Origin of the sequence: Yersinia artesiana, from assembly GCF_902726545.1 — a bacterium.
GTDB classification, from domain to species: domain Bacteria; phylum Pseudomonadota; class Gammaproteobacteria; order Enterobacterales; family Enterobacteriaceae; genus Yersinia; species Yersinia artesiana.
Genome location: NZ_CACVAD010000063.1, coordinates 1 through 24,226, shown reverse-complemented (window position 1 = coordinate 24,226; position 24,226 = coordinate 1). Strand labels below are relative to the sequence as shown.

The following is a 24,226-nucleotide window of genomic DNA, read 5'->3' as shown; positions in this document are numbered from 1 at the left end:
CAAGCGAATGCATCCCAATGAGCTGACTCTAGTCAGTGATTCGGGTAAGTGAGAGAAGCTAACACAGCTGTGGCGTCGTGAACGCAGGGTAATACCCAAAGCCATTGGCGTTACAGCAAGGCAGCAAGCGAATGCATCCCGATGAGCTGACTCAAGTCAGTGATTCGGGTAAGTGAGAGAAGCTAACACAGCTGTGGCGTCAAGGGCGCAGGGTAAAGCGAGTATCGAACTCCTCGCGCGATAACGGCTCCGAAAATAAAAAACCCTGACCATATCGAATACCGTGTTTGAGTAGCCATTGCCGTTGTTCTTCTGTTTCGACACCTTCAGCCATCACACGGAGTTTCAGCACGTCAGAAATGGTGCTAATAATTCGCGCCATCGCATCGTCTTTGGGTAAATACTTCACAAAGCTTTTATCCAATTTAATGATATTCACTGGCAAGCTTTTCAGGTGATTAAGATATTGCAGACTTGAATAGCCGGTACCAAAATCATCCAGCGCAACAGATAAGCCAAGCCCTCGTAACTCGCGCAGCAACATCAGTGCTTCGTCAAGGTTATGAATACGCGCAGTCTCAGTAATCTCCAGCACTAATTGGCGCGGGTCAATGTTATAGCGATTGATGGTAGCCCGTAGGTGGGTCAGGATATGTTCACATTGCACTTGCAAACCGGAAATATTGACCGCCAATGATAAGGTAATTCCTTGCGCCTTCCAGTCAGCCAGAATACGGCAAGCCTCTTCCAGCACCCAATCGCCCAGCGGTATCATCGCACCGCTCTCTTCCGCCTCAGGAACAAACTCAGAAGGTAAACGATAACTGCCATCAGCCTGACGCCAACGCAATAATGCCTCTGCGCCAATAACCCGCGGCTCTTTCATATCCCACTGCGGCTGTAAAAACAGAGCTAAATCACCATTTTCGATCGCCTGAGCAATGTCATTTTCGTGTGTCAGTTGCTTTTGTGTTTTGTATCGTTCGGACAATGGCTCGTTATGGAAGCGGCTGATATCGGTATAAGCCTCAGTTAGCAGTTGCTGATTACGATTATAATTGCGAACCAATATACCCAGTTCATCATCCTGATGATGGGCGGGCATGGTCAGTTGGTGATTCAGCACACCTTGTTGACCAATCTGTTCCAGCTCTTTAGCCATCGCCCGCAGTGGGTGAATAATCAGGCGATTAATACACCAGGCAATAGACACCGAGAGTACCAATGCCAACAGCAAATAAGTCGAGAGCATTGCCGACAAGGTGCTCAGGATAAACTGATACATACGATACGAGTCCACACGTAACACCAAATGTGCCAGTGGTTGCGGATTAGCAGAGACTCGCTCCAGTGAATACAGCGGCACCGTTATCTGAACAGGCAGAGCAAAAATACGTTTGGCCCAGCGAGGGACTGGCCGCTCGGTAGGGAAACTTGCGTGCAAAACCTGAATTTGATTAGGCAGAATCACATCGGCACGGCTAAGAATGCCAATGGGCAGTAAATTATTGAGGATTTTTTTGGCTTGTGGAATATCAACACTCAAGATTGCTTCAGACAGCGGTTGGCGCACGGAATAAGCGATACTCTCCAACTGCCTGGCGTAGTCATCTTTGCGCTGCTGCACAAAGTGGAACAACTGAAGAACGATAAAAATACAGATGGTGACCAGTGCAACAACTGCCACTGCCGCCATTTGCTTAATCGTTAATGAACGCCTTACCCGCAAACTCACTCCCACCCATTCCGACTGAATAAAATAAGATGGTTGCCACAGTGATGCGGCGACTCATCGATGCTGTCCGAGTATACTCGATCGCCCTGAGATTTTATCTTGCGAAACCAAACCGGTTGGGAAGAATACCGTGGGTTTCGGTCTTTTCCTATCAGGATCGCAACTTCAACGTGCGATTAACCACGGTGAAGTTGCTTTTTTATACAAATAATCTCGACGGGCTAGTTTACTTGAAGTCTGAGTAAGGCACTAACGGTTGTGGTGGCATATCCAGGTCGCCCTGCCAGCCAGCCATTGAGTAGCGCAGGTAAATCAGCGCATGGCTTGGGGTATAATCTTTTGCTTGCTGGATATCCACTCCGGCACCCAGGGTCCAGTGCGAACTCAGACGGCGCTCAATCAATGCTCGTAAGGTGTAGCCCACACCATTGCTGCTTTCACCACCATCAATATCATAACGGTCTGAAATGTTTTTTGGCCGATTTGTGTCTGGGTCAATAACCGGAGCCGGAAGCAGACTTTGAATCGGATAACGCGCTCTATCACTGGTGGCTGAATGCGACAATGAAATCGACCCACCTAACTCCCATGACCAGTTATCTGTCCGCTGCCGATAGTTCACCGGAATAGCCAGTGACAAATATTTCTGCGGGCTGTAATACCCGCCCTGGCCCAAGGTATAACCACTGAGGTCTTTTTGATAATGCCACCACATGCCATTTAACCCAACAGTGAAGCGGCGATTATCTTCATTGATCAGTTTGTAGTAATAGCCAGTCATAAAACGTAGCCGCTGGTTATCGGCCACATTTTGCCCCGTCAGATAATGATAGCTCAAGTCACTCCAGACCCCATTGGCTTCACCCCGATCATAGCTGGTACCGAGGCTTACGCCACTGGCGCGCACGCCCCCCCAAGTGATATGGGTATTCGGATCTGTTGCACCGGCAAAGGCCAACAATGAACTGGATATCGGCCGCCGTGAGGCAGTTGCTGTCCAGCCAATGTGATTCCAACTGTTGCTATATGCCACACCACCGACCACATCAACCACATCGAACCCCATCGGGGTGGTGCCGATATCCGTGGCCCAACTGTCATTCTGCCAGCCAACAGCCACACTGGTGCCCGTTGCCCGTTGATGTAAATCCGTGTGACAAACCGTTTCGGAGCGATAGCAAGTCCCCGCTTTATACCGAGTATTGGCATCCAGAGTGCCGGCATCCATCTGCACGGTATCAGTGCGGAAGAACGCCCGACCATCAGCTAACGCAGTATCTACCTGCAACATGGTGTTGTGAGCGCTGAGATCAGAAATCCCCTCAGTACCACTGGAACGCAGATAGTCGTGGTCCAGCGTAACGCGGGTATCCTGCTGACGATAAAGGTCGGCAGCATCAGCACGAATACCGCGTTTGAGCCAATCATCCGTGGCCTGATTACGTGTCAATAAGGTATAGCTGTCATTATCTGTCGGCAGTGTCGGTGCAATACCGCTGGCGACCATCGCCTGCTTGAAATCATCTTGCGCAGTAGCTGGCTGCCCTTGTGATTGCGCTAAACGGGCCGAGTCACGAAACACCAGCGCATTATCCTGTGAGAGTGCGCCTTTGGCGGCAGCCGGTTTCAACCGTTGGAAGATATCGGCTGCTTTTTGTGGTTCACCCACGCCGCTCCAGGCATTGGCGACCCGCCGTTGGGTATTTAAGCTGGCACCTTCGCCGGTCGAAGGTTCAGTTTGCAAATGCTGACGCGCATCGCTAAGGCGGCCTTCGGCAATATAAGCCTCAATTTCACCCAAACGCGCATCAGGGTTTTGCGGCTCGCGCGCCCGAATACGCTGATAGCCCGCCAGCGCCTCACTATAATCGCCGCGTTCCAACGCCCAATCAGCCAGTATCAGGTCAATTTGCGTATTTGCCGGTTGCTGACGTAATGCAGTTATCGCCCCGGTTTCATCACCACTGGCTCTCAGTTGGCGCGCCAATGTCAGCACTTGATCCAATTTCAAGCGCTGATCTAATTCACGAATATTATCGTTCCATTGCGCCGCTGGCAGTGTGGCCAGATGTGCCACTGCCTGGCTATCTCGCCCGGTGCTGGAAAGGTAGAGTGCGTAAGCATAGACCTGCTCTGGGTCACCCGGTTTGCGACTGGCCAATTGGTGGAACTCTGCATCCGCCTGTGCCGAATGACCATCTTGCGCCAATGCTTGTGCCAACCGGTAAGTTATCCAGACATCATCCGGTGCCAGCTTTTGTGCCTGCCGGTATTTCTCTGCCGCCTGATGCCACTGTTGCTGTGCCGCCAAGGTTTCGGCCTGCTGTTTCAGCATATCCAATTGCAGGCTATTGAGTGTGTCGCGCATTTTGGCCTGTTGGCTACGCGGCAGGTTATTCAGGTAATTCAGTGCTTTTTGCGGGGATTCACGTTGATAGATATTCGCCAGGCCACGCACCGCACTGCTGTTGGCCGGATCAAGACGCAATGCCTGCTGGTAATGCTGCTCGGCAGTTTTATCATCATGTCGGGCCACGGCCACATCACCCAAACCAATCAGTGCATAACTGTCGCTGCCATCTATTTGACGCGCCTGCTGATATTTTTGCTGGGCCAGCGCGGTATTGCCGGCTTTTAGCGCTTTATCACCTTCATCATTCAGCAACCAGTAGCGGTTGGTTTTGATCAAACTGGCCCATTTATCACTTTTCAGGCCGTCTTTATCTGATTTTTGTGCTTGCTCAAACAACCGCAAAGCCTGTGCACGATTTCCCGCACGGGCATAGGCCAGGCCCAGTGCGCCCAGAATTTCTGGATCATTGGGTGAGGCCGCCAATGCTTGTTTCAATGCCGGTACTGCTGCGGCCCCGCCGCCACTGTCTATTTTTGCCAGTCCGCTAAGACGCGCCTGATAGGCCGGATCGGCCAGCATGGCTTGCTGATTAGCCAGCTCTTTGCGAGCAATGTCCGCTTGAGGGCCGGTTGAAAACACATGAAGAAAATGGGTCAATGCGGCGACGCTTTGCGGGCTTACCGTCATCGTTTTGATGGTATCCATCCACAAATCAGCAGCATCTGACGTTCCGGTAGGGTCTGTGGCCACTTTCTCCAACATCGCGTAGCCCTGTACGGCCTTTTGTTGGCTGAAATACATGCGCGCCAGTGCCATGCGCAGAGCGACATTGCCGGGATATTGTTGGTCTAGCGAAGTAAGTTTCTGGGTAGCCAGCGCTTCCTGGCCCGGTAACCGCGCCACCAGCCGCCAATATTCAACTGCCAGATCCAGTGTGGGTGGATTCCCTTGCAGCAACTGATCATATTTAACTTTTGCTTCTGCGACTCGCCCGGCGGTTGCCAACAGGCGCGCCTCCTGCAATTGCTGACGCACCTCTGGTTTTGTCATGGCCAACATCAGCTTAGCGCGCCGATACACCTCGGAGTCAGGTGCCAATTGTTGCAATTTATCTAACTGTTTTTGTGCTTCCGCCAGATTCCCTTGCCGCAAGGCCTGACGTATTCCCGCCGCAATGACATCCGGGTTATTCGGGTCCATCATGTTCAGGCGATACAGTGACTGCTTAACCAACTCATCTTTATTAGTCGCCTCGCCCAATCGTACCTGTTCGAGTAAAAACTGGGTTGGCGAGACAGCTTCGGCCCCCCGCGCCACACCAATAAAGGCTTGAGGCAATAACGCCAGGCTTAACAGCCAGTTTATCTTAATGTTGCGCATTGACTGTTCCATGAGGGCTGAAGCTCACCCTGACGATTAAAGCTATAACGATGTTGCGCCCATCCCTGACCAAACAGTGTCAGCACCGCACTGTAGTAAGCATCGGCTCCCGGAGGTGAATCTTGTACCCGTTTTTGTTGTTGGCTAAGCGCCTGCTGATTAAACGGTGCGGGACTGCTGGCTAAAAACGGCAATAATGCCGCCGAAAAGCCAACCGGCCCATCACCGGTTGTTTTGCCGGTCAGAGTGTCGACCTTTTCCGGTGGCAAACCTTGCTGCCGGGTGACTTCAGCCATCGGTTGGAAGTGCTGAATGAGTGCCGCCTTTTGCGGACTGTTATTTGCTAACATCCCGGCCCATAAGTAAGTACGAATCGCATCGTAGCTGCCGAGATTTGGGTGCGTTTCATCCGGCTGCCAGCCTTTATCTTTTTGCCACACCACCCAGTCAGGGCTGAAACCCTGCGGTGCTGTTTCCAGCCATAGCCGCTGATTGGTTTTCACCATGGCTTTCCACGGCCCGGCAAAAGAAGCAAAACGCGCCAGCAATTGTGGTGGCAAGTAGCTTGGGTTGAGCCGCCAACGGTCTTCGTTATTGAAGCCAATTTTGCCCGGTAATAACATCTCGCCCAAACCTGGAATATTCACCACTTCTTCTTTGGCAATGCGTTGCAGCAACAGCGTTCCCATGGTCTGGTAGCGACGGGTATCCCACAATCGGCCAGCCTCTAATAAGCTGTAAGCAATCCATAAGTCAGCATCCGAGGCCGAGTTTGGGTCGAGAATATCCCAGCTATGTTCATTGCGTTGCCCCCATAACCATGCGGGCAGGCGGGCAGTTAAATCTCCCGCCGACAAGTTGTTTTCCGTCCAGGTGAGTAATCGATCGAATGTCTCACGATCATCAGCCACCAGCGCAAAAAACAAGCCGTAACTCTGCCCTTCCGACGTGGTTATTTGCCTTGGGTTGCTGGGGTCAATAACCCGCCCCGCCTCACTGATATAGTGTTGTTTGAACTGCTGCCATGCTGGCCAATCACAAGCTGCTGCGCTACCAAAACTGGCAAGCAGCAGCAGGATGCATACCAGTCGTTTAAACATCACGACCATCAGAATTAATCTCTCTCATCAGGTGATAACCGACGGCGGCTAATCAGGCGTAACAAGCGCCAGGCCATCATTGCAGCAATCACCACCACTAACACCGCAACACCCGCCAGCAGAACCGGATGAGTCGATAGGGTGTGCCAAATACGCTCCCACCATGGCAAATGGCCGACATCATAGGTGTCGCCGACACGCAGGCTGTTAACGCCTGACTCACGGATAACCGCGACCGAGCCAAACACCGCCTCACGTTTACCGCTGTCGAGCAACGCGTTATTCAATAAACTGTAGCCATGCGGACTGTCAGCCAATAACGCCACGATACTGCGCTGCGGGAAGTTAGGTGACTGCACGCCGATGATGGCCGACATCGCCCCTTCTGAGCTGACGGTCGTTTTGCTGTCCGCCACTCTATCGGAAGCGGGAGCCAACATATCCGGCAAACCCGTTTGGCGATTAGGCATTTTGACCCAGCTCTGGGTTTGATCCACCAGCAGGTTAATCTTCTGGTCATCACGTAACTCTGGTGGAATGGTGCCGATAATCAGCACATCGACATCTTGGTCTTTCGCCTGTGACCAATCGTCGGTGATGTTGATACCCACCGCAGGATAGCCGACTTGCGCCCCGATATTGCCCACGGTATTCAACAATGTTGTCAGCTGTGACGGCGCAGGTTTCGGTGGCACCAAGACCAGGGTTTCGGAGAGATCTGCCATGCGACTGAATGGGAAACCGGCATTAGCAAATGCCCGTAAATCTGGCATTTCCATAAAGTGGCGGTAACCGGAGAAATCGATAGTGGAATTACCATCAATCACCGCGTGGTTTGGTGCGGTCGAGTAGGTTTCACAGCGCCCTTCCGCGCCGCTCGCCAGCAAGGTGCTGTAGTCAAAATCAAAGCGTAACTGGTTGGTGGCCCCCAGTTTCAATGCCGGAATGGTCAACCGTTTTGCGGAATCTTGTAAGCCTTGCAGTAATGGCAGGCGCAGGATTTTACTGTCTTCCGGCGTATTCGGTGACAGCGGATAGTCCTGCACAAACTGATTATTCAGGCTGATACTTAAGCGGGAACCATCCATCAGGCGCGTTGAGGTGTAACGATATTTCAAACGCATATCGATACCCGCACTGCGGATCAGGAATAAATCCGGTGGCAGGTTCAGCGATAATGAAATCGGCGGCGGCAACAAACCGGTGGTTTGTAACTGATCCGGATATTGCTGTAACTCAGCAAAAGTCATTGGCCGGTCGGTACGCACCCAGTTTGGCGCATCATAAGGCTGGCGTGGTGCCAGTTGCTCGACTTTATCTACCGTCACATTTTGACCACGGAACAGGATATTGCCTTGCGCTATCCCCTGTGCCGCCGTGATCAGGTCATTGTCATCGCGACCCAGAATCAGTAACAGCTTCACATACGGGTTATCCGGATGACTGATAATTTCCACCGTCGGTGCTTTGACCGGCGGGTAATCTTTCAAGAAATCAGGGCGTTGAGCATTAGTAGCAAACACCACCGCATGTTGAGTCGGCAACTGATTATACAAAACCGGGAAGTTCTGCCCACGCCATTGCGCTTTGTCACCCAACCACGATGCCAAAATAGAGGCCGCGCGCTGCTGCGCCACATCCGGTGTCGCAGCGAAGACGACGGGTAAAGTTAGCGGGCGGTTATCCCGTGCATCAAAGAAAGGCTCCGGGAAATGGGACAAATCATTTTTGACTGACAGTGATTGATAGCGTAAATCCAACGAGCTGGATTTGCTGATATCCAGCCACAGCGTATTGCTGGCCGGATTCTCACAAATATTTTGATAGTGGCCGACAAACACTAATCTCAAGCGATTGAAATCACTGATGTAAAGCGGATCAATTGGCAACTGGAACCGCGTTGGTTTACCCAGTTGATCTTTAGTGATTGCCGTGACACCCATCAGCTCATCATTCAAAAAGACTTTAACCTGCGATTCCACCGGGATAAGTGAAGGTGATGGCGTAAATTCGAGGTTTAACATCGCATGAGTGACCACTTCATCACTGCGCACGCCGAATTCAATCACCCCTTCTGGGTTGGTACCGCGCAAAGCGAATGTCCCTGGCGGCGGGGCAATCTTGGCAAAAGTGTAAGCCACATCGCGAACGGGGACATTCGGCAATGCCGCCGGGGCGACAGGTGCTAAATCCGCTGTTGCTGCGACAGCAGTCGTCGAGGCCGCCGATTGAAGCGACGGAACTGCTGGTGTTTCGGCATGGGTGAATGGCGTCAATCCCAAAGCCAGTGCGGTAAACCAGGTTATTTTTCTCGTCATCATATCATCATCAATGTTGAGCCACTGTCTGGCCCTGGCTACTCGGAGCCTGATTTTTATCCACGCCGTGGGGTACAAACGATGCAATCCAGGCAATCAGGGAGGTAAATCCTATCAATACATTTCGAATTACCGGTGGAGCATAGCTGGCCATACGGACATAGCCTCTAAAGCCCAGCGCCAAAACATCACGCAGGCTTTCAATCGGTTTATCTTCTGGGAAGCCATCCTGCCACAGCGCCCACGTGTCAGCACGAGCAAAAGTACACTGTATAAAATCAATATGTTGGGACACACTCAGTTGATGCATCCGCATCCCGACTTTGGTGCCAAAGGCACGGGTGACTTCACACGGGAAGGTATATTCCTGTGCGCCGCGTTTAAGCAGCAGATGCACCGCTTCGCCATCTTTCAGTAACCCGGCTTCGCGCATTTCGATCCCTACCCCGCCATCGGAATAGTCGCGCAGGGTGCAGGAGAACAAGTGACCATCAGCACGCGCCACCGCTGCGGGCATGGCAATCTCGACACGGTGGGATTGGCGAACTTGTTTGGCTTCAACCGCCACCGCTACAGCCCCGCCTAAAATCGTCATATTATAAATGACCCACACCAGGCTAATCACCACGGTCATGATTTCAGTCGCCGGGCCATAACCCAGGCGCCACAAGCCCGCAATCAAACCGGCCAGATTCAGCAATACCAGCGCCATATAAGGACGGGTTATCACCCAATCCACATGTTGCGCCTCAACCAAACCGCCTTTTGCCGTGACATTAAACGTCCCTTTATGGGGATTGAGCAGTGCCACGGTGGTCGGGCGGGCAATAAGCACCGTTTCATAGATTTCACTCCAGAATGAGTGGCGATATTTACCCTGCAAGCGGGAATTGGTGAGGCTGGCGTGAATCATATGCGGCAACACATAAAGAGCAATCGCCAGTGCCGGTGCAAAAATGATGTAAGCATGCAGCAACAGAAATGCCAGCGGCGCGGTCAGGAAGATCAAGCGCGGAATACCGGATAAGAAGTGCAACATGGCGTTGGCATAGCACAAGCGCTGGACAAATTTCAGCCCTTTGCCCAGCAGCGGGTTATCCAACCGGAAGATTTGCACCATGCCACGCGCCCAGCGGATACGCTGTCCAATATGTGCTGACAAGCTTTCGGTTGCTAAGCCGGCCGCCTGCGGAATGCGAATATAAGCGGAGGTGTAACCTTTGCGGTGCAGACGCAATGAGGTATGAGCATCTTCGGTAACCGTTTCCACCGCGATCCCACCCACCTCATCTAGCGCACTGCGGCGCAACACGGCGCAAGAGCCACAGAAGAAAGTCGCATCCCACATATCGTTGCCGTCTTGTACCAGGCCGTAGAATAACGTGCCTTCATTGGGGGTTTGACGAAAACGCCCCAGATTGCGCTCAAAGGGATCGGGTGAGAAAAAGTGATGCGGCGTCTGAATCATGCCGAGCTTTTTATCTTTAAAGAACCAGCCGACGGTTAATTGCAGGAAAGAGCGGGTAGGCACATGGTCGCAGTCAAAGATAGCGACAAACTCACCGGTGGCCTGCTTTAGCGCATTATTGATATTACCGGCTTTGGCGTGCTCATGAGTAGGACGGGCAATGTAGTGCACCCCCACTTCTGCGGCGAATGCTTTAAACGCGGGCCGGTTACCATCATCCAGAATATAGATATTGATTTTGTCTTTCGGCCAATCAATACCCAGCGCGGCATAAATGGTCGGTTTCACCACACCGAGGTCTTCGTTATAAGTCGGCACCATCAAATCAATGGTTGGCCAGCTATTGATATCTTCCGGCATAGGTACTGGCTGGCGGTTGAGCGGCCAAATAGTCTGGAAATAACCCAACACCAACACCACCCAAGCGTAGGTTTCGGCTAGCAGCAATAATAAACCGCACACCAGACTGACAGGGTCATCCCAGTTAAGTGTTTCGGTATAGCGCCACCATAAGTAGCGGCAGGAAACCGTTAACGACAGCACAATCAGCATCAGGGTAGGTAAGCGCCCTGGTACGCGCCGCACTACCATGGCAATGGCCCACAGCAGCAATACAAACACGAATTGCGCCATCATGCCGAATGGCTGTGAGATACACAGCAAAGCTAAGATACCGGTAAAAATACCTAATATAATAAATAGGATACGGCGAGTACGCCTTGAAAGTTGGCTTAATTGGGTAGCGACTGACTTCTCTATTCGCTGGAGTTCAAAGCGCTGCGGCACACTCCCCAACCAACTGATGTATCCCTGTCTTTTGTTTTTTACCCAACCTTTACCAGCGGCCGCTGGCTGGCGTTTTTTATCGTGGTCAGATTGCGGGCGGATTAATAACAGCCACAGCCCTTGCAGCAGATAACGTAAACCATCGCCTAAACGCGGGCGATTGGGGGAAATCTGCGGGAACCAGTAAGTGCGGTGTTGGATCACGCTTTGCCAGCTTGGGGACTCCAGACGCAGGAAGATCCAGCACAATGGCAGCGCCAGCGTAGTGAGAAACGCCGTGAGCACTGTGCAGCCTTGCTGCATATAGAGATGATAGCGGCGGCGCATCCCCTGATAGACCGGGGTGAGGAATAACATCCGCATCAGGCGATTCATAGGCCGCTTTCCGTAGCATTGATCAGACACCAATTTGCCAGAGTCATCACTTCTTCTGCCGCCAAACTTTGCGCGCTGTATTCACCCAATGGCTGTTTGGCTGCCAATGCTTCAGCCATTGCTTCATCGCGATGAATAAATATGGGTAATAAGCTATCCAGACTTTGCAGCCAGAGCTGATGTAAATCCTGTTGTAAACGGCTACTGGCAGAGAACTGATTAAGTAGAAAATGGCAGCCGGCCGGCAAATTTTGCTGATGCAGGCGGATATGGCAACTGGCATCGGCATGAATCAGAATCAGGGTTTGATCAGCCAGCGCCAGTGCCTGACGGGTGAATGCACTATCACCGGCAGGGATATCCAACAAAATCCAGCGATAACTCGCATTGGCAAGCAGTCGGGACAGGTTCTCCTGCCATTGACGAGGATATTGCTGCAACGATGCGCTGAGTTGTTCATTTTCAGTTTGAGTTAATTGGCCGAACGGTAAGAAATCGAGCTTCTCGGTATAGCGCATCGCCCCTTGTTGCCAGCCTTCGCCATCCACTTCAGCCCTGGCCCAACCACGGGATTGCTCAAAACTCATGTTGAAGTGCAATCGCAGTAAATTATCCGGTGAAAAATCTATCACCAAAACTGACTCATCCAGTTGCTGTAATGCCCAAGCCAGAGCTGCGGTGACCGAGGTTGTACCAATGCCCCCTCTTACACCTTGTAATGCCAATACCGGCATAGACTATTCACTCCCTGCGGATTGCGCTAATTCGGCTAGCAATGGCCAGCGAGCCATCATTTTAGTTAATCGTTCCTGGCGGACAATATCGACATAACTTAACGTGGGTAACGAGAAAGCCTGACTTAATGCTAGTAGATCATCCTGAGCTTCAAGTGAAGTTTTCTCATGGAATCGATTTATTATCGTCTTCATTTATCCGCCTTTAGAAAATAGGCTATGGTAATTAAGTATAACAATAAGTGGAGTATACTTTCCCCCAATAAGATGAGTCTTAGATTAATATCAAGGCAGGGAGATTGGTTAATACTTATTGCAATGTTACAATTGTTCTTTGAATTTATCCAGTCATTGGCCCAATAGCACTTTAACGAAAGCAGATAAAGAATCCATGTCACGATCTTTCTCATTAGGCGTTCGAAAAATCTGGGATGAATTAGCCGTCATGCAGGCTCCTGGATTCTATTGGGTCAATATTGAACGTCAAGCTGATGCCAATTTATTCTGCCAGCAGATTATTCGTAGCCAACCTGAAAATACCCGAGCGGCATTGATTTGTTCAGGACAAAAACCTGAAAATATCTTGAGTAATGTGGTTAATTCTGGCCCCAGTAAATTACCGCTATTTACCTTACCTGCTCAAAAAAACGCCTTAAAATATTTAACTCATGATTTAATGCGTTCGCTACGTCCACAACAGCGGCTTTTCATTCTTTTTGCACCCGCGAATCTGTGGCAAACCTTTACCAGCGAAGAGATGCAGCAGTGGCTCCAGCATATTCAGCAATGGCTGGAAGCCCAGAACTGTACATTACTGGTGATTTGTCATAGTACTGGCATTAATAAGATCAAAAATCAGTTGGTCAGTCAGCACCGTTATTTACAAGGTTTGGCTAATCTGCAATGGCAGCAGGATAACGCGCAATATGTGGTTTCCTGGTGGAGCACGGTAAAAGGGGTGACCGCCAACCAATTGGTTTTGCTCGAAGCCGATGAACAAGGCTGGAGCATGGCGGATGAAGTCCAGCAAGCCCTGCCACAATCACGTAATGATGAGCATCTGTATTTAGCCGAAACCAGCATTCTGGAAGGCGCACCGCCCCTTTCTACCCACTGGCAATTGCTGGAATCCAATACCTCTTTGGCTCAGCGCGCAATGACGGCGCATGCCGCAACACTTATTTTTGCGCTGAATCAGAGTGAGCAGATTGATGAAATGGCGCATCAAATCCACAACATCCGCCGTCAACGCGGCAATACCGTCAAAATAGTGGTGCGCGAAATGCACGCCAGCTTGCGCTACAGCGACGAACGCTTGTTACTGGCCTGCGGAGCCAATCTGATTGTGCCCCATGTTGCGCCATTGTCGCGTTTTCTGACCATGCTGGAAGGGATTCAGGGGCAGCGCTTCTCACGCCATGTTCCCCAAGATATCAATGCGTTACTGGAAGCATTGCGCCCCCTTCAGCTCAAAGGCTATCTGCCCGCCACCGAGTTCTGCCAATCGGTATTGCAGCTCATGAACAACACCTTGTTACCGGAAAACGGCAAAGGTGTCTTGGTTGCACTACGGGCCGTGCCGGGGCTACAGGCGCGTCAGGCGCTGACGCTGTGCCATTTGCGCCGCTATGGCGACGTGGTAACTGTGTCTGATAACCGGTTGTTATTATTCCTTTCTACCTGCCGTATCAATGACTTAGATACTGCTTTAAGTCATATTTTCCGCTTACCGGTAGCCGAAGCCTTCAGTAACCGGCTGGTGTGGTATCAGGATCAGGAAATCATCTCGGAGATGAACCGAATGATAAATACTCCCGAGGTATGGCAAGCCACTGGTGATAAAAAGACTTATAAACAAGAAGTTGATGTGCCAGAGCAAGCGGAACGCGCCCGACGCACACCCGAGCCACTGACACTGAATATCGGTTCTCAGGAGAACGCCCAATGAATCTCAATGATATTTGGCAAATTCTGTTGCTGGGGGCCATTATTTTTTTCCCGCTGGGCTATATGGCCCGCCGCTGGTTTCCGCGGTGGTGGGAGAAAAAACAGCATTTGTTCTTATCCGCGCGCTATTTAAAATCAGAAGGGATCTGGTTGCGTGATGGCTCATCGTCACAGACTAAGAAATAACCATGAACGCAAAAAATAAACAGCAAGAATCGCAGAGCCCGTGGCGCTATTGGCGCGGCCTGGGCGCATGGAACTACTACTTTCTGCTCAAATTTGCCCTATTGTGGTTTGGTTACCTGAACTTCCACCCGCTGGCAAATCTGGTGTTTCTGGCCTTTCTGCTGTTCCCTATCCCCGCATATCGTGTCCACCGCTGGCGTCATTGGCTAGCCATACCCATCGGTATCGGCCTGCTTTATCACGATACCTGGTTGCCTGGTATCAACAGCATCATGAGCCAAGGCTCGCAGGTCACGGGTTTCAGTTTTAGCTATCTAATTGAATTACTTAGCCGTTTCATTAACTGGGCGATGATAGGAACCGCTTTTGTCATTCTGGTAGGCTACCTGTTTATTTCACAATGGATTCGCGTCACCGTTTTTGTCGTTGCCGCCATGATCTGGCTGAACGTCGCCGGTATTGCCGGGCCAGCATTTTCTCTGGCTCCCAGTGCGGAGACGGCAGCGACAACTGCGCCAGCGAGCACGGATCAACCCTCAGCAGCAGCCGGGAGCAACCCTGTTGAAGCCGGTGGGCCGCCTACCGACGCAAATCTGACCGCTCATTTGAATGCTTTTTATGAGCAAGAGAAAACTCGTCACACGACATTCCCAGCATCTTTACCCGGTGACGCGCAACCATTTGATTTATTGGTTATTAATATCTGCTCGCTATCATGGTCAGATATTGAGGCCATCCAACTGGACAAACACCCGCTGTGGAGCAAGTTTGATATTCTGTTCAAAAACTTCAACTCAGCCACCGCCTACAGTGGCCCGGCGTCTATCCGCCTGTTACGCGCCAGTTGCGGCCAGTCATCCCATAAAGATCTGTATCAGCCACAAGACCAGCAGTGCTATCTATTTGATAACTTAGCTAAACTTGGATTTACCTCACAGTTGATGATGGATCACTCCGGTGTCTTTGGTAATTATCTGCAAAACATCCAGGATGACGGCAATATGCGCGCACCGATGATGTCGCAGAAAGGTATTAGTAACCAATTAGCTTCCTTTGATGGCGAGCCGATTTATAACGATCTGGAACTACTGAATCGTTGGCTGGAGCAGCAGAAGAATGGCGGTGATACCCGCAGCGCAACCTTCATGAATATCATACCCTTACATGATGGTAACCGTTTCGTCGGTACCAATAAATCGGCTGATTATCGTACCCGCGCCCAAACCCTGTTTGACCAGTTGAACACCTTCCTTGAAGAGCTGGAAAAATCGGGTCGGAAAGTCATGGTGGTCGTGGTGCCAGAGCACGGTGCCGCGCTGGTTGGCGATAAAATGCAAATGTCTGGTCTGCGCGATATCCCAAGTCCTAGCATCACCCATATTCCTGTGGGGATTAAGTTGATTGGCATGAAAGCACCACAACCGGCCAGCCCGGTAGTAGTCAGTGCACCAAGCAGCTATCTGGCGATTTCTGAATTGGTATCACGCATGGTGGATGGGAAAGTATTTACCACCCCAAGTGTAGATTGGCAGACTCTGACGCAAGGTTTACCGGAGACCGCCGTAATATCAGAAAATGATAATGCTATTGTGATGCAATATCAGGGGAAACCTTATATTCGGTTAAATGGCGGTGACTGGGTACCTTACCCACAATAATGAGTATGGTATTACTGATATTTATATTAAAAAGAGTGCATTTATTGCACTCTTTTTTATTAATATTAACGTGCTTATATTGGCCAAAATATCCTGATACTCATAAAGGGAAACTAATTAATCGCTAGAATAGTCACGAAATAATACCAATAATATTGTTCATCCATCGATAAGAAATGTGATCCATGTCATTTTAAATTCAGGCTTTGGCTCTGGTGATAAATATCACCTATGGCGTTATTTCATTTTCATATCACTCAAACATAAATAATTTACTTACTAATATTTATTCAGCACAAGTAGTCACCCTATTTATGTTAAATAAAAAACGCCGAATATTCGGCGTTTCTAATAAAGGCTATATGGTTTTATTTCAGGGTTAACTGGCCTTTTCCGCTTCATCCTGATCGACGGCAAAACACGCTACCATTTGATCGCCATACTTCTTCAGTTGCGGCTGTAATTGAGTGCAAGAGCCAAATGCCCGGCGGCAACGCGCATTAAACGCACAACCTGGCGGTGGGCTCATTGGGCTCGGCAGTTCGCCGGTTAACTTAATGCGCTCGCGGCGCATATCTGGATTCAACCGTGGCGTGGCAGATAACAATGCTTGCGTATAAGGGTGACGCGGGTTATTGAAAATGGCCTCTTTGCTGCCTTTTTCAACACAACGGCCCAGATACATCACCATCACTTCATCGGCAATATGTTCAACCACTGACAAGTCATGGGAAATAAAGACATACGACAGCCCCAGTTCTTGCTGCAAATCCATCATCAGGTTCAATACCTGTGCCCGCACTGACACATCCAGCGCAGAAACTGGCTCATCGGCAATTACTACATCCGGGTTCAACATCAACCCACGCGCAATGGCGATACGCTGGCGCTGACCGCCGGAGAACATATGCGGATAACGGTCATAATGTTCGGTTTTCAGGCCGACTTTCGCCATCATCGCTAATGTTTTTTCGCGGCGCTCTTTACTGCTAAGTTGGGTATTGATTTGCAGCGGTTCTTCCAGGATCTGCCCCACTTTCTTACGCGGGTTCAACGAACCATAAGGGTTCTGGAACACAATCTGGATTTTCTGCCGCCGCAGCTTCTCAGCACTTTCATCTGGCTTGAGCAAATCCTGACCCTGGTAGTAAAGTTCACCACCGGTTGGGATTTCTATCATGGTCAGTAAGCGGCCGAGAGTGGATTTCCCACAGCCCGATTCGCCAACCACCGCCAACGTTTTGCCGCGTTCTAAAGTGAATGAAACACCATCCAGCGCTTTAACCAGACGTTCCGGCGCAAATAACCCTTTTTTGACCGGATAGTATTTCTTTAAATCAATAGCTTGTAACAGTGGCTTGGTTGCCTGTGATTCATCTTTCATATCAGTAGGTTGACTCATAGGGTCGGCCTCCCTGCATCGTCGAGCGGTGTATGACATTTAACCTGACGCCCCGCTGGCCCCAACAGTTCAGGTTCTTCACGGCGGCAGCGCTCATTGGCATACGGGCAACGCGGGTTAAGCAGGCAACCTTCAGGGCGGTCATATTTACCCGGAACCACACCCGGTAATGATGCCAACCGCGCTTTATCCTGGGCAAACTCCGGTAACGCCCGCAACAACGCCTGAGTGTATGGATGGCGTGGCGCACGGAAGATTTCCGACGATTTACCGGTTTCCACCACCTGACCGGCATACATCACAATAATATGATGAGCCGCCTCAGCCACCAGTGCCAGGTCATGCGTAATCAGCAACAGCGCCATATTTTCGCGCTGCTGTAATTCCAGCAGTAACTCAATAATTTGCGCCTGAATGGTCACATCCAGCGCGGTTGTCGGCTCATCGGCGATCAGCAGTTTTGGCTTACACGCAATGGCCATAGCAATCATCACGCGCTGGCTCATCCCACCGGAAAGCTGGTGCGGATAGACATCCAAACGTGAAGCCGGATCAGGAATACCCACCAATGTCAGCAAATCCACAGCCCGCTGATGACGCGTTTTACGATTGCCGCCCTGATGTACCTTCAGCGCTTCCATTATCTGGAAACCGACGGTATAGCACGGGTTAAGGCTGGTCATCGGGTCTTGGAAGATCATCGCCACTTCCGCGCCCACTAATTGACGTCGCTCTTTTTCAGAAATCTTGGTCAGATCGCGGCCATTAAACTCCAGCTTATCGGCCATCACTTTTCCGGGGTAATCAATCAGCCCCATGATTGCCAATGAACTGACTGATTTACCAGAGCCAGATTCACCGACAATCCCGACTACCTGACCTTGCTCAATGCTGTAACTGATACGGTCTACCGCTTTGAACGGCGCACCTTCGTCACCGAAATGCACCGACAATTTATCTACATTTAAAAGTGCCATCTCTCTCTACCTCTGTTACTGCTTGAGTTTGGGGTCGAGAGCATCACGCAGGCCGTCCCCCATCAGGTTAAACGCCAGAACCGTCAGCAGAATCGCCACACCGGGGAAGGTCACGACCCACCAGGCGCTTTGGGCAAACTGCAACACATCAGAGAGCATGGTGCCCCACTCTGGTGTTGGCGGTTGTGCACCCATACCGAGGAAGCCGAGAGCCGCCATATCCAGAATGGCGTTAGAGAAGCCGAGAGAAGCCTGCACGATCAACGGCGCAAGGCAGTTTGGCAAAATATTGATAAACATTTGGCGCATCGCACCCGCACCAGCCACTCTTGAGGCGGTGACGTAGTCGCGATTCACCTCAACCAGCACGGCGGCTCGCGTCAATCGCACGTAGTGCGGCAAGGCGACAAAGGTTAGCGCCAGCGAAGCATTGACAATGGAAGGGCCAAATACCGCCACCAACACCAGTGCCAGCAACAGGCTTGGCAGTGCCAGCATGATATCGACCACGCGCATGATGATGGCATCGACAACCCCACCGAAATAACCGGCCAGTAAACCGAAAACCACGCCCATTACCAGTGACAGCACCACCACCAGACAACCAACCAACAGCGAGAGGCGAGCACCGTACATCAGGCGGGACAAGACATCGCGGCCCACATCATCAGTACCGAGAATGAATTTCCAGCTACCGCCTTCTTCCCAAACTGGAGGCTTTAGCAATGCATCGCGAAATTGCTCTGCCGGCCCATGTGGGGCAAGCCAGGTAGCACCTGCGGCAATTATTAGCATAATAATGATGTAAAACAGGCCGATTACAGCCCCTTTATTGCGCTTGAAATAGTGCCAAAACTCCTGCATAGGAGTCATCGGCTTCGGCGCACTTTTTACTGTAGACTCAGTAAGTTGAGACATTCTGCGCCCCTTATTTCTTGTGACGAATACGCGGGTTAACTACGCCATAGAGCACATCTACCAGCAAGTTAACTAAAATAATCATGATCGCGACCAGCAACACCCCACCCTGTACCACCGGGTAATCTCGGCGCTGCAAAGCATCCATCAACCAGCGCCCTAATCCCGGCCAGGAGAAGATGGTTTCCGTCAAAATCGCCCCTGCCAGCATGGTGCCGACCTGCAAGCCAATCACGGTCACCACTGGCAATAAAGCATTACGCAAGGCATGAACCACAATCACTCGCATCCGACTCAAACCTTTGGCGCGCGCGGTGCGAATGTAATCTTCGCCCAACACTTCCAGCATGGAGGAGCGGGTCATACGCACGATAACGGCGAGAGGAATGGTGCCTAATACAATCGCGGGCAAAATCATATGCATTACGGCGTCTTTAAAGTCGCCTGGCTCACCCCAAATGAAGGTGTCAATCAGCATAAAACCGGTCAGCGGCAAGCTATCGTCGAGGAATACGGTATCGCTGACACGACCCGATACCGGGGTTAGGTTCCATTGCACCGAAACCAGCATGATCAGCATGATGCCCCACCAGAAGATAGGCATCGAGTAGCCGGTCAGGGAGATCCCAACGGCCGTATGATCGAATATTGAACCGCGTTTGACTGCTGCCAACACACCGACCGGGATACCCACCGCGATAGCAAATAGCATCGCGCAGATCCCAAGCTCCAGTGTCGCTTTGAAGCGGGGCACAAACTCTTCCCAGACAGCAATACGGCTTTTCAGCGAAATGCCGAGATCGCCATGTAATACGCCATTCACATAATGGAAGTATTGTTGATAGAGAGGCTTGTCCAGCCCCATTTCCGCCATGATTTGAGCATGACGCTCGGCGGAGATACCGCGTTCCCCAGCCATGATGGTCACCGGGTCGCCCGGGATCATATGAACAAAAGCAAAGGTCAGCAAAGTAATGCCGATAAACGTTGGGATAACTAACCCCAAACGTCGGAGTATGAACTGCAACATATCCCGAACTCTCTGTGTAGAATGCCAGGCCGCTCGTGGGCAACCCAGCTTATATGGCTCACATCTGTATCTGTCTTAACCTAAATACGAAACCGGCGAATATGCGTATTCCACACATTCACCGGTTGTCTACAGGGTTAAAATTAATCCAGGGACACGTTCTCGAAATGGTGTTTACCCAACGGATCAACCACATAACCTTTCACTTCTTTACGCACTGGCTCATACACGGTTGAGTGAGCCACAATCAGCGCTGGCGCTTGATCATGCATCACAACCTGAGCTTGTTTGTAAAGTGCGACACGTTTGTCATGGTCAGACTCAGCACGCGCTGGCTGGATCACGTCTTCAAACGGCTTATAGCACCACTTGGAGTAGTTAGAACCTTGTTTGGCCGCATCACAGCTGAACAGGGTGGCGAAGAAGTTATCTGGGTCCCCATTGTCCCCAGTCCAACCCATCATCACAGTTTCATGCTCGCCGTCTTTGGCACGCTTGAGGTATTCGCCCCACTCGTAAGTCACAATTTTGGCTTTCACGCCCACTTTCGCCCAGTCAGACTGGATCATTTCAGCCATACGACGTGCATTTGGGTTGTACGGACGCTGAACTGGCATTGCCCACAGGTCGATGGCGAAACCATCTGGCAGGCCGGCTTCTTTCAACAGCTCTTTCGCTTTAGCAGGATCGTAAGCGTAATCTTTCACATCATCGTTGTAGCCCCACATAGTTGGTGGGATCAGGTTTTTGGCCGCCTGGCCAGCACCTTGATAAACCGCATCGATAATCGCTTGCTTGTTAACGGCCATGGTCAGCGCCTGGCGAACCTTGACGTTATCCAGTGGCTTTTTCTCAACGTTGAAAGAGAGGTAACCGACGTTCAGGCCCGGTTGCTCCATCAAATTGATGGTTTTGTCTTCTTTCATGCGGGCAATGTCAGCCGGGTTAGGGTACGGCATAACCTGACATTCGTTTTTCTGCAATTTCGCGTAACGGACTGATGCATCTGGGGTAATAGAGAAGACCAGACGATCAATTTTCGGTTTGGTGCCCCAGTAGCCATCAAATGCTTTGTACAGGATGCGGGAGTCTTTTTGATACTGTTGCAACTGGAACGGGCCGGTGCCGATTGGGTTCAAATCGACTTTTTCCGGAGTGCCAGCTTTCAGCATGTTGTCAGCATATTCGGCAGACAGAATTGACGCAAAGTCCATTGCCAGGTCGGCCAGGAATGGAGATTCAGGACGTGCCAGTTCGAAGCGCACCGTGTTGTCGTCAACTTTAACGATATTGGTGATCAAATCACCCATACCCATACCCTGGAAGTATTCATAGCTGCCGCCAGATACTTTATGGTACGGATGTTTATCATCTTTCTGACGCATAAATGAATAAATCACATCGTCAGCATTGAAATCGCGGGTCGGTTTGAAGTCTTTATTATCTTGCCACTTCACCCCTTTACGCAGGTGGAAAGTGTAGGTTTTGCCATCTTCACTCACTTCCCACTTCTCAGCCAGACCGGGTTCAATTTCGGTAGTCCCGAGTTTGAATTCAACCAGACGGTTGTAGATAGGAACTGAACTTGCGTCATAAGTCGTGCCAGAGGTGAAAAGCTGCGGGTTGAAACCTTCCGGAGAACCCTCAGAACAATATACCAATGTTTTCGCTTGTACACTGGCCGCGACGGTCAGTGCAATCAGCCCAATACCGAATTTCAGTATCCCTGTTTTTCCCAAGGAAATCGTCATCGCTTGTGCTCCATTATGGTGATGTGTGTTGTGTGTACGGCCAAGCCCTATAATTTTTTCGTCCGTGGACTGTACCGTTTTGGCCAATTTATCGCAGGGATGGGGGATTGAGATGCCGGATAAATGTTATCGCGGCGGCAAAATTGAGAATAAGAAATCCCCCAAATTGCTCTCGATGACTACCCCTGAGGGTACCAATTTGGCAACAGTTGGTGGCAACGTCAATACGGTCTGAGTGGATTTATCAAGACAATGAGAAACAGTATGCAAACATAAAAAAAACTTCCCGTTAACATTATCAGCATTAAAATTTATGCTATTAGCCGTAAGCTAGTTGCATTAACTGGCTAATGAAAATAAAGCAGTTGTAACATCCAGCGACAAACAAAAAAACTTTGTTGCCAAATGATGTATATCTGTTCAGATTTTTTTGTAATATCGATAGAAAATAGAGGGAAATGCTGCCGCGACAGCCGATAAGTGACGTGAACCTTGTCACATACAGCCGGAATCTCAAACATTTTGCGTGCTGTTAAAAAAGCGCAATATTGGCTCAGTCAGTCATTCCAACCAAGAGGGGACATCGCCCTTCGCCATCACGCACTATAATGACGCACCAAAACAGTGCATTCCTTGAGATGTAAGATCAACTATCAGCTTTATCTCCTACTTTGGGAGCTTCATTACCTCTAATCCCCCGTGCAATAAGCCGTCCTTATCCTCCAATGTTCTATAGCGCAGATCTAAGGTTCCGAAAGCGCTAACAATCCGGCCTTCATTGTTTTTAAGAATATCGGTATCAATGACGATATTGTTTGAGGTGGTAATGACACCACTAAAGTTATTAAATTTTTTTGTTTTTATTTTAATATCTGCCTGACCATATGTTCCGATCGTTCTGATCACACCGTATCCGTTGTAAAGCCGATTGCTAGCTTCGATGCTGACATCACCCACATTGGAGTAAATATAACCTTTATTATTATTAAAAAATTTACTTACTATTTTAATCCCAGCATTTTCATCTGCATTAATACCTATTGAATTCTTTATATTCTTGATTGACCCAAGTTGATTATCAACTGACGCCATACTTTGCAAAGTGACATCCTCAGCTGATATTCGACCATTATTTTTAATGAATCTATTTGATATGATATTTATTTTCTTATCTGCATGAATCACACCTGAATTTATCACCCCACCATCTCGGGAAAAAATAAATATCTTATTGGCATACATCCCGCCCAAATGATTCACATCCAGACCAACATTATTTTTATCTTTTGTCGAAAACCCAACAAGTGATGTCGCATTGACCAACCCGCCTATTGGCGCATAACTTATCGCATTCTTACCAACAATAAATAAGATATCTTTTGCTCTCACCCCTCCTTCCACATTTAATGAACGAGAAAAGATATCCAGATAAACATTAGTTTCATCATCCAAAAGCAATCCACGATTACCAATATCTATTGCACCTTCAATAACATTATATCCACGAATATAACCATTTGAATATATAGGAAGTCCTGTCGTCAAGGTTACATGGTTTGTGTTAATAAAATGACAACCATTACAATGTATTCCTGCTGGGTTGGCGATAATTACATAGGCTTTCTCACCCGCGACAATAAGAGGGCCATCCAATCGTGTTTGATAACCCGACGTAATTTCATTTAAAATAACCTTTGCAACTACCGTTGTTAAATTAGGATTTCCTGTCACACTCGATGCAATAAAATTATTAAGTGATACTTTATCGTATCCAGCGCCCTTCTCCACATCAAATTTTATATATTTATTGTGTGACACACCTTGTTCATTGGGGATTTGAATATTAATAGTGGTATAATTAGCACCGCGGCAATATGCATTTAATGCTTTGCAATGTGCTTGACTCCCCTTTATATATACAGAAGATACAGCCGGCCGTTGATGTAATGGCGCGTTTACATCTACGACAATTTCTGCATATGAAAATTGAATTGTGAGATAAAAAGGGCAAACAAATAAAAAACAATAGAGTATCTTTGTATGATTTTTAAGATTAAACTGATAATAAAAGCATAAATTAACCATTTCACCAACCTATTATATATAAC

At 49.6% G+C, this 24,226-nt stretch carries 17 protein-coding genes; 4 read left to right on the top strand and 13 right to left on the bottom strand.

Translation table 11 applies throughout. From position 1 onward, the window contains the following. Positions 1-199: 199 nt before the first annotated feature. From HU019_RS17715 to bcsR, 7 genes are all read right to left on the bottom strand, one after another. On the bottom strand, positions 200-1,729 hold the full coding sequence (locus tag HU019_RS17715; protein WP_217450917.1) for an EAL domain-containing protein: 1,530 nt from the start codon (positions 1,727-1,729) through the stop codon (positions 200-202). A 232-nt stretch (positions 1,730-1,961) separates the two neighbouring features. Continuing rightward, entirely contained in the window at positions 1,962-5,468 is a 3,507-nt protein-coding gene (gene bcsC / locus HU019_RS17710; RefSeq protein WP_174848201.1) for a cellulose synthase complex outer membrane protein BcsC, read from the bottom strand. Then, positions 5,450-6,577 (bottom strand): cellulose synthase complex periplasmic endoglucanase BcsZ, encoded by a 1,128-nt coding sequence (gene bcsZ, locus HU019_RS17705; RefSeq protein WP_174848202.1) that lies wholly within the window; start codon positions 6,575-6,577, stop codon positions 5,450-5,452. The genes bcsC and bcsZ overlap by 19 nt, the downstream gene beginning before the upstream one ends. Before the next feature lie 5 nt (positions 6,578-6,582). Further along, the gene (gene bcsB / locus HU019_RS17700; RefSeq protein ID WP_174848247.1) at positions 6,583-8,886 is read right to left on the bottom strand and encodes a cellulose biosynthesis cyclic di-GMP-binding regulatory protein BcsB; all 2,304 of its coding nucleotides are present in this window, start codon (positions 8,884-8,886) and stop codon (positions 6,583-6,585) included. 10 nt (positions 8,887-8,896) lie between these two features. Continuing rightward, the gene (bcsA, locus tag HU019_RS17695; RefSeq protein WP_174848203.1) at positions 8,897-11,515 is read right to left on the bottom strand and encodes a UDP-forming cellulose synthase catalytic subunit; all 2,619 of its coding nucleotides are present in this window, start codon (positions 11,513-11,515) and stop codon (positions 8,897-8,899) included. Further along, positions 11,512-12,249 carry a cellulose biosynthesis protein BcsQ gene (gene bcsQ / locus HU019_RS17690; RefSeq protein WP_174848204.1) on the bottom strand — a complete coding sequence of 246 codons (738 nt, stop codon included), beginning with the start codon at positions 12,247-12,249 and terminating at the stop codon, positions 11,512-11,514. Before bcsQ ends, bcsA begins: the two co-directional genes overlap by 4 nt. Positions 12,250-12,252: 3 nt before the next feature. Further along, complete coding sequence (gene bcsR, locus HU019_RS17685) at positions 12,253-12,444, bottom strand: cellulose biosynthesis protein BcsR (RefSeq protein ID WP_050076644.1); 192 nt, start codon at positions 12,442-12,444, stop codon at positions 12,253-12,255. A 196-nt stretch (positions 12,445-12,640) separates the two neighbouring features. Between bcsR and bcsE the strand changes: the two genes are divergently transcribed. From bcsE to bcsG, 3 genes are read left to right on the top strand one after another with little or no spacing between them, the layout of a single operon-like run. Further along, the gene (gene bcsE / locus HU019_RS17680) at positions 12,641-14,197 is read left to right on the top strand and encodes a cellulose biosynthesis protein BcsE (RefSeq protein ID WP_174848205.1); all 1,557 of its coding nucleotides are present in this window, start codon (positions 12,641-12,643) and stop codon (positions 14,195-14,197) included. After that, positions 14,194-14,382, top strand: a complete 189-nt coding sequence (gene bcsF, locus HU019_RS17675; RefSeq protein ID WP_005157335.1) for a cellulose biosynthesis protein BcsF — start codon at positions 14,194-14,196, stop codon at positions 14,380-14,382. The genes bcsE and bcsF overlap by 4 nt, the downstream gene beginning before the upstream one ends. Before the next feature lie 2 nt (positions 14,383-14,384). Next, the gene (bcsG, locus tag HU019_RS17670) at positions 14,385-16,040 is read left to right on the top strand and encodes a cellulose biosynthesis protein BcsG (protein WP_174848206.1); all 1,656 of its coding nucleotides are present in this window, start codon (positions 14,385-14,387) and stop codon (positions 16,038-16,040) included. A gap of 379 nt (positions 16,041-16,419) precedes the next feature. Here bcsG and dppF read toward each other — a convergent pair whose 3' ends face one another. From dppF to dppA, 5 genes are all read right to left on the bottom strand, one after another. Then, a complete protein-coding gene (gene dppF / locus HU019_RS17665; protein WP_174848248.1) occupies positions 16,420-17,424 on the bottom strand; it encodes a dipeptide ABC transporter ATP-binding subunit DppF in 1,005 nt (334 codons plus the stop codon). Positions 17,425-17,438: 14 nt separating this feature from the next. Further along, positions 17,439-18,419: a dipeptide ABC transporter ATP-binding protein gene (gene dppD / locus HU019_RS17660; protein ID WP_174848207.1), complete on the bottom strand. Its 981-nt coding sequence runs from the start codon at positions 18,417-18,419 to the stop codon at positions 17,439-17,441. Between the two features lie 15 nt (positions 18,420-18,434). After that, positions 18,435-19,337, bottom strand: coding sequence for a dipeptide ABC transporter permease DppC (gene dppC / locus HU019_RS17655; RefSeq protein ID WP_174848208.1), 903 nt, complete (start codon positions 19,335-19,337; stop codon positions 18,435-18,437). 10 nt (positions 19,338-19,347) lie between these two features. Further along, complete coding sequence (gene dppB, locus HU019_RS17650) at positions 19,348-20,367, bottom strand: dipeptide ABC transporter permease DppB (RefSeq protein ID WP_032814686.1); 1,020 nt, start codon at positions 20,365-20,367, stop codon at positions 19,348-19,350. Between the two features lie 143 nt (positions 20,368-20,510). Continuing rightward, complete coding sequence (gene dppA, locus HU019_RS17645) at positions 20,511-22,118, bottom strand: dipeptide ABC transporter periplasmic-binding protein DppA (RefSeq protein ID WP_005174918.1); 1,608 nt, start codon at positions 22,116-22,118, stop codon at positions 20,511-20,513. Between the two features lie 112 nt (positions 22,119-22,230). On the opposite strand from dppA, the gene HU019_RS20415 reads away from it, so the two are divergent. Further along, positions 22,231-22,353: a hypothetical protein gene (locus tag HU019_RS20415; RefSeq protein WP_265101912.1), complete on the top strand. Its 123-nt coding sequence runs from the start codon at positions 22,231-22,233 to the stop codon at positions 22,351-22,353. Positions 22,354-22,784: 431 nt separating this feature from the next. Here the strand turns inward: HU019_RS20415 and HU019_RS17640 are convergent, their stop codons facing one another. Beyond that, positions 22,785-24,203 carry a two-partner secretion domain-containing protein gene (locus HU019_RS17640; RefSeq protein ID WP_174848209.1) on the bottom strand — a complete coding sequence of 473 codons (1,419 nt, stop codon included), beginning with the start codon at positions 24,201-24,203 and terminating at the stop codon, positions 22,785-22,787. Positions 24,204-24,226 lie beyond the last annotated feature (23 nt).